At 70.6% G+C, this 6,315-nt stretch carries 6 protein-coding genes and 1 pseudogene; all 7 read left to right on the forward strand.

Features of this window, described 5'->3' with window-relative positions; genetic code table 11:
• Positions 1–1,611, forward strand: a 1,611-nt coding sequence (locus EEJ42_RS35555; protein WP_148082143.1) for a DUF5941 domain-containing protein, incomplete at its 5' end; no start/stop codon positions are given.
• Positions 1,608–2,345: a phosphocholine cytidylyltransferase family protein gene (locus EEJ42_RS35560; RefSeq protein ID WP_123106337.1), complete on the forward strand. Its 738-nt coding sequence runs from the start codon at positions 1,608–1,610 to the stop codon at positions 2,343–2,345. The genes EEJ42_RS35555 and EEJ42_RS35560, both read left to right, overlap by 4 nt.
• Positions 2,333–3,406 carry an iron-containing alcohol dehydrogenase family protein gene (locus EEJ42_RS35565; RefSeq protein ID WP_009713882.1) on the forward strand — a complete coding sequence of 358 codons (1,074 nt, stop codon included), beginning with the start codon at positions 2,333–2,335 and terminating at the stop codon, positions 3,404–3,406. The genes EEJ42_RS35560 and EEJ42_RS35565 overlap by 13 nt, the downstream gene beginning before the upstream one ends.
• Positions 3,372–4,163 (forward strand): CDP-alcohol phosphatidyltransferase family protein, encoded by a 792-nt coding sequence (locus EEJ42_RS35570; RefSeq protein ID WP_078510269.1) that lies wholly within the window; start codon positions 3,372–3,374, stop codon positions 4,161–4,163. The genes EEJ42_RS35565 and EEJ42_RS35570 overlap by 35 nt, the downstream gene beginning before the upstream one ends.
• Before the next feature lie 11 nt (positions 4,164–4,174).
• Positions 4,175–5,047 (forward strand): glycosyltransferase family 2 protein, encoded by an 873-nt coding sequence (locus tag EEJ42_RS35575; RefSeq protein ID WP_123106339.1) that lies wholly within the window; start codon positions 4,175–4,177, stop codon positions 5,045–5,047.
• 79 nt (positions 5,048–5,126) lie between these two features.
• Positions 5,127–6,062, forward strand: a complete 936-nt coding sequence (locus EEJ42_RS35580) for an ABC transporter permease (protein ID WP_123106338.1) — start codon at positions 5,127–5,129, stop codon at positions 6,060–6,062.
• A pseudogene (locus tag EEJ42_RS35585) lies at positions 6,055–6,315 on the forward strand (ABC transporter ATP-binding protein); the annotation flags it as partial. The gene EEJ42_RS35580 and the pseudogene EEJ42_RS35585, both read left to right, overlap by 8 nt.

Consider the following 6,315-nt stretch of genomic DNA (forward strand, 5'->3'; position numbering starts at 1 on the left):
TCGCCCGCGGGCGCCGCTGCCACGGCCGCCGGTCCCGGCACGGGCGCCGGGCAGCTGGCCACGGTCGGCGACGCCGGGGAAACGGCGGAGGAAACAGGGGAGGCCGGTGCGCCCTCCCTCGTGGACGACATCGCGGCCGCCCTCGACGCCGAAGGCGTCACCCCCCACCGGCCCGAGCTGGGCGTGCTGGTCGCCACCGTGCCCGCGGACGAGGAGCGGCGGACGGCGGCGCTGGCCCGGACCGCCGCGGTGGACGAGGAGAAGGTGCGGCTGCGCACCGCCGTGAAGGCGCGGGACGGCTTCTTCACGACCTTCTGCATCAGCCCCTACTCCCGCTACATCGCCCGCTGGTGCGCCCGCCGCGGGCTGACGCCCAATCAGGTCACCACGGCCTCCCTCCTCACCGCCCTCATCGCCGCGGGCTGCGCCGCGACCGGCACCCGGCCCGGGTTCGTCGCGGCCGGGGTGCTGCTGATCGCCTCGTTCGTCCTCGACTGCACCGACGGCCAGCTGGCCCGCTACTCGCTCCAGTACTCCACCCTCGGCGCCTGGCTGGACGCGACGTTCGACCGGGCCAAGGAGTACGCGTACTACGCGGGCCTCGCCCTCGGCGCGGCGAACGCCGACGGCGATGACGTCTGGGCGCTCGCGCTGGGCGCGATGGTGCTCCAGACCTGTCGCCACGTCGTGGACTTCTCCTTCAACGAGGCCAATCACGACGCCACCGGCAACAGCAGCCCCACCGCCGCCCTCTCCGACCGCCTCAACAGCGTCGGCTGGACGGTCTGGGTGCGGCGCATGATCGTGCTGCCGATCGGCGAGCGCTGGGCGATGATCGCGGTGCTGACCGCGCTCACCACGCCCCGCATCACCTTCTACGTCCTGCTCATAGGCTGTGCGCTGGCCGCCTGCTACACCACCGCCGGGCGCGTGCTGCGCTCGCTCACCCGCAAGGCGCGGCGCACCGACCGGGCCGCGCAGGCCCTCGCCGACCTCGCGGACTCGGGCCCGCTGGCCGGGCTGGTCGCCAAGGCGGCCGCCCACAAGCCGTCGGCCTATCTGGCGCCCGTCACCGCCGCCCTCGGCGCCGCGCTCCTCGTCGCCGGTGCCGCCGCGCTGCCCGCCGGGTCCTGGCTCGCCGTCGCGGGCGCCGCGGTCTACGCCGTCCTCGCGGGCTGCGCCGTCGCCGCACCGCTGAAGGGCCCGCTCGACTGGCTGGTGCCGCCCCTCTTCCGGGCCGCCGAGTACGGGACCGTCCTCATCCTCGCGGCACGTTCGCAGGTGAACGGAGCATTGCCCGCTGCTTTCGGGCTGGTGGCGGCCGTCGCCTACCATCACTACGACACGGTGTACCGCATCCGCGGCGGCACCGGGGCGCCCCCGCACGGGCTGGTGCGGGCGATCGGCGGGCACGAGGGGCGGATCCTGGTGGTCACGGCCATCGCCGCGCTGCTGCTCGGCTCGAGCCAGGGCGACCCGCACCAAGGTTTCACCATCGTGCTGACCGCGCTCGCCGTGGTCATCGCGCTGACGGTGCTCATCGAGAGCATCCGCTTCTGGGTGTCCTCCGGAGCACCCGCTGTCCACGACGAAACAGGAGAACCCGCATGATCGGCCTCGTGCTGGCGGCCGGCGCCGGACGGCGTCTGCGCCCCTACACCGACACCCTCCCCAAGGCCCTGGTGCCGGTCGACGGTGAGACCACCGTCCTCGACCTGACCCTCGGCAACTTCGCGGAGGTCGGCCTGACCGAGGTCGCGATCGTGGTCGGCTACCGCAAGGAAGCGGTGTACGAGCGCAAGGAGGCCCTGGAGCAGAAGTACGGCCTCAAGCTCACCCTGATCGACAACGACAAGGCCGAGGAGTGGAACAACGCCTACTCCCTGTGGTGCGCCCGTGACGCGATCAAGCACACCGTGATCCTCGCCAACGGCGACACCGTGCACCCGGTCTCCGTCGAGAAGACCCTGCTCGCCGCGCAGGGCAACGGCCAGAAGATCATCCTCGCCCTCGACACGGTGAAGCAGCTCGCCGACGAGGAGATGAAGGTCGTCGCGGACCCGGCCAAGGGCGTCCAGAAGATCACCAAGCTCATGGACCCGGCCGAGGCCACCGGTGAGTACATCGGCGTCACCCTCATCGAGGGCGAGGCCGCCGCCGATCTCGCCGACGCGCTGAAGACCACCTTCGAGCGCGACCCCGACCTCTACTACGAGGACGGCTACCAGGAGCTGGTCAACCGCGGCTTCAAGGTCGACGTCGCCCCGATCGGCGACGTCAAGTGGGTCGAGATCGACAACCATGACGACCTGGCGAAGGGCCGTGAAATCGCGTGCCAGTACTGACGAGGCTCATCCCCTCGCCGCTCGTCGTCGACATCCGCGCGGGCGCCCTGGACGACCTGGCGGACGTCCTGGCCGACCAGCGGATCTCGTCCTCCGGCAAGCTCGCCGTCGCGATCAGCGGCGGCTCCGGGGCCGTGCTGCGCGAGCGGCTGGCCCCGGCGCTGCCCGGCGCGAGCTGGTACGAGGTGGGCGGCGGCACCCTCGATGACGCGATCAAGCTCGCCGACCGGATGAAGTCCGGCCACTACGACGCGGTCGTGGGGCTCGGCGGTGGCAAGATCATCGACTGTGCGAAGTTCGCCGCGGCGCGCATCGGCCTCCCGCTGGTCGCCGTCGCCACGAACCTCTCGCACGACGGTCTGTGCTCACCGGTCGCGACCCTCGACAACGACGCGGGCCGCGGCTCGTACGGGGTGCCGAACCCGATCGCCGTGGTCATCGACCTCGACGTGATCCGCGAGGCCCCGGTCCGGTTCGTCCGCTCCGGCATCGGCGACGCGCTCTCCAACATCTCCGCGGTCGCGGACTGGGAGCTGTCCGCCCGCGAGACGGGCGAGCAGATCGACGGACTCGCGGCCGCCATGGCGCGCCAGGCGGGCGAGGCCGTGCTGCGCCACCCCGGCGGCGTCGGCGACGACGGCTTCCTCCAGGTGCTGGCCGAGGGCCTGGTCCTCACGGGCATCTCGATGTCGGTCGCGGGCGACTCCCGTCCGGCGTCCGGTGCCTGCCACGAGATCAACCACGCCTTCGACCTCATGTTCCCCAAGCGCGCGGCGAGCCACGGCGAGCAGTGCGGTCTCGGCGGGGCGTTCGCGATGTACCTGCGGGGGGAGCACGAGCAGTCGGCGTTCATGGCCGAAGTGCTGCACCGGCACGGTCTTCCGGTGCTGCCCGAGGAGATCGGCTTCACCGTGGACGAGTTCGTCCAGGTCGTGGAGTACGCGCCGAAGACCCGCCCCGGGCGCTACACGATCCTCGAGCACCTCGACCTCTCATCCGACGCGATCAGGGACGCATACGCCGACTATGCCAAAGCAGTCAGTCAAGCCATCAGTGGCTGAACTCCGCCCGGTCGTTCACCCCGCGGGGGTGAAGGACCGGCGGAGTGGTGAGCACTGGGCCGGGCGCCTGTACATGCGGGAGATCTCGCTGCGCTGCGACCGGCACCTGGTGAACACGCGGGTCACGCCCAACCAGCTGACGTATCTGATGACCGTCTTCGGCGTCCTCGCCGCCCCGGCCCTGCTGGTGCCGGGGATCGCGGGCGCCGTGCTCGGGGTGCTGATGGTCCAGCTCTACCTGCTGCTGGACTGCGTCGACGGTGAGATAGCCCGCTGGAAGAAGCAGTTCTCGCTGGGCGGTGTGTATCTGGACCGCGTCGGCGCGTACCTGTGCGACGCCGCGGTGCTCGTCGGCTTCGGTCTGCGCGCCGCCGACCTGTGGGGCTCCGGGCGGATCGACTGGCTGTGGGCGTTCCTCGGCACCCTCGCCGCGCTCGGTGCCGTCCTGATCAAGGCCGAGACCGACCTCGTCGGGGTCGCCCGGCACCAGGGCGGTCTTCCCCCGGTCAAGGAGGCGGCCTCCGAGCCGCGCTCGTCCGGTATGGCGCTGGCCCGCAAGGCGGCCGCGGCGCTCCAGTTCCACCGGCTGATCCTCGGGATCGAGGCATCGCTGCTCGTCCTGGCGCTGGCGGTCGTGGACCAGGTGCGCGGCGACCTGTTCTTCACCCGGCTGGGCGTGGCCGTGCTGGCCGGTATCGCCCTCCTGCAAACCCTGCTTCACCTGGTGTCCATCCTCGCGTCGAGCAGGCTCAAGTGACGGGCGGCACGATGAAGGTCGGAGCGGTTGTCCTCACGATGGGCAACCGCCCCGAGGAGCTGCGCGCACTGCTCGACTCGGTCGCCAAGCAGGACGGCGACCCGATCGAGGTGGTGGTCGTCGGCAACGGCTCGCCGCTTCCGGCGCTGCCCGAGGCCGTACGGACCATCGAGCTGCCCGAGAACGTGGGCATCCCGGCGGGGCGCAACGTCGGCATCGAGGCGTTCGGACCGGGCGGCCGCGACGTCGACGTCCTGCTGTTCCTGGACGACGACGGGCTGCTGCCGGGCACCGACACGGCCGAGCTGTGCCGGGAGGCGTTCGCCGCCGACCCGGAGCTGGGCATCATCTCGTTCCGCATCGCCGACCCCGATACGGGCGTCACCCAGCGCCGCCATGTGCCCCGGCTGCGCGCCGCCGACCCGATGCGGTCCTCGCGGGTCACCACCTTCCTCGGTGGCGCCAACGCGGTCCGCACCGCGGTCTTCGAGCAGGTCGGAGGGTTGCCGGACGACTTCTTCTACGCCCATGAGGAGACCGATCTGGCCTGGCGGGCACTGGATGCCGGGTGGATGATCGACTACCGGTCGGACATGGTGCTGCACCACCCGACCACCGCGCCCAGCAGGCACGCGGTCTACCACCGCATGGTCGCGCGCAACCGGGTCTGGCTGGCCCGGCGAAACCTTCCGGCCCTGCTCGTACCCGTGTATCTGGGCGTCTGGCTGCTGCTCACGCTGGCCAGGCGTCCCTCCAGGACCGCGCTTCGTGCCTGGTTGGGAGGGTTCCGCGAAGGCTGGAAGACCCCTTGTGGTCCACGGCGGCCCATGAAGTGGCGTACGGTATGGCGCCTGACCCGACTGGGCCGGCCTCCTGTCATCTGACAAGCTCGTATCAGATACGCATCGAGCGCGACCGGGGCGCGGCCCCGCTCAGCGCACCCTGAAGACGAAAGTGTCAACTGTGAGCGAGACTACGCACGACAGTGCGGTCGCCGTGAGTGCCCCGCCCTCACCCGACGACGGCCTGTCCCCGGCCGAGCTGGCGAAGAAGTACGGGCTGTCGGTGAGCGGCGCCCGGGTGGGCCTCGGCGCGTACATCAGCCAGATGTGGGGCCGCCGCCACTTCATCCTGGCCTTTTCGCAGGCCAAGCTCACGGCGCAGTACAGCCAGGCCAAGCTGGGTCAGCTGTGGCAGGTGGCGACTCCGCTGCTGAACGCGCTGGTGTACTACCTGATCTTCGGGCTGCTGCTGAGCACCAGCCGCGGGATGTCGCACGAGGTGTTCATTCCGTTCCTGGTGACGGGTGTCTTCGTCTTCACCTTCACGCAGAACTCGGTCCTCGCCGGTGTGCGGTCCATCTCGGGCAATCTCGGCCTGGTCAGGGCCCTGCACTTCCCACGCGCCTCGCTGCCGATCTCGTTCTCGCTCCAGCAGCTCCAGCAGCTGCTGTTCTCGATGATCGTGCTGGTCGTGATCATGGTCTCCTTCGGCAGCTACCCGAGTCTGTCGTGGCTGCTGGTGATCCCGGCGCTGACGCTCCAGTTCGTGTTCAACACCGGCCTCTCGCTCATCGTCGCCCGGATGGGGGCCAAGACGCCGGACCTCGCGCAGCTGATGCCGTTCCTCCTGCGGACGTGGATGTACGCGTCCGGGGTGATGTTCAGCATTCCGCACATGCTGGCGGAGAAGGACGTGCCCGGGTGGGTCACCGATGTCCTTCAGTGGAACCCGGCGGCCATCTACATGGACCTCATCCGGTTCGCGCTGATCGACGGGTACCCCGGAAAGTACCTGCCGGACCACGTCTGGGCCTTCGCGCTCGGCTGGGCGGTCCTGGTCGGCTCGGCGGGCTTCGTGTATTTCTGGAAGGCGGAGGAGCAGTACGGCCGTGGCTGAACAGACACTCGAGACCATCGAGCCGACCACGCCCGCCGGGGCGCGCGTGCCCACTGTCATCGCCGACGACGTCCACATCGTCTACCGCGTCAACGGCGGGCCCAAGGGCCGCGGCAGCGCCACCGCGGCGCTGAGCCGCATCATGCGCCGCAAGGGTTCCCCCGGCATGCGCGAGGTGCACGCCGTGCGCGGCGTCACCTTCGTGGCCTACCGCGGTGAGTCGATCGGCCTGATCGGCTCCAACGGTTCCGGC

Origin of the sequence: Streptomyces botrytidirepellens, from assembly GCF_003721215.1 — a bacterium.
GTDB classification, from domain to species: domain Bacteria; phylum Actinomycetota; class Actinomycetes; order Streptomycetales; family Streptomycetaceae; genus Streptomyces; species Streptomyces himastatinicus.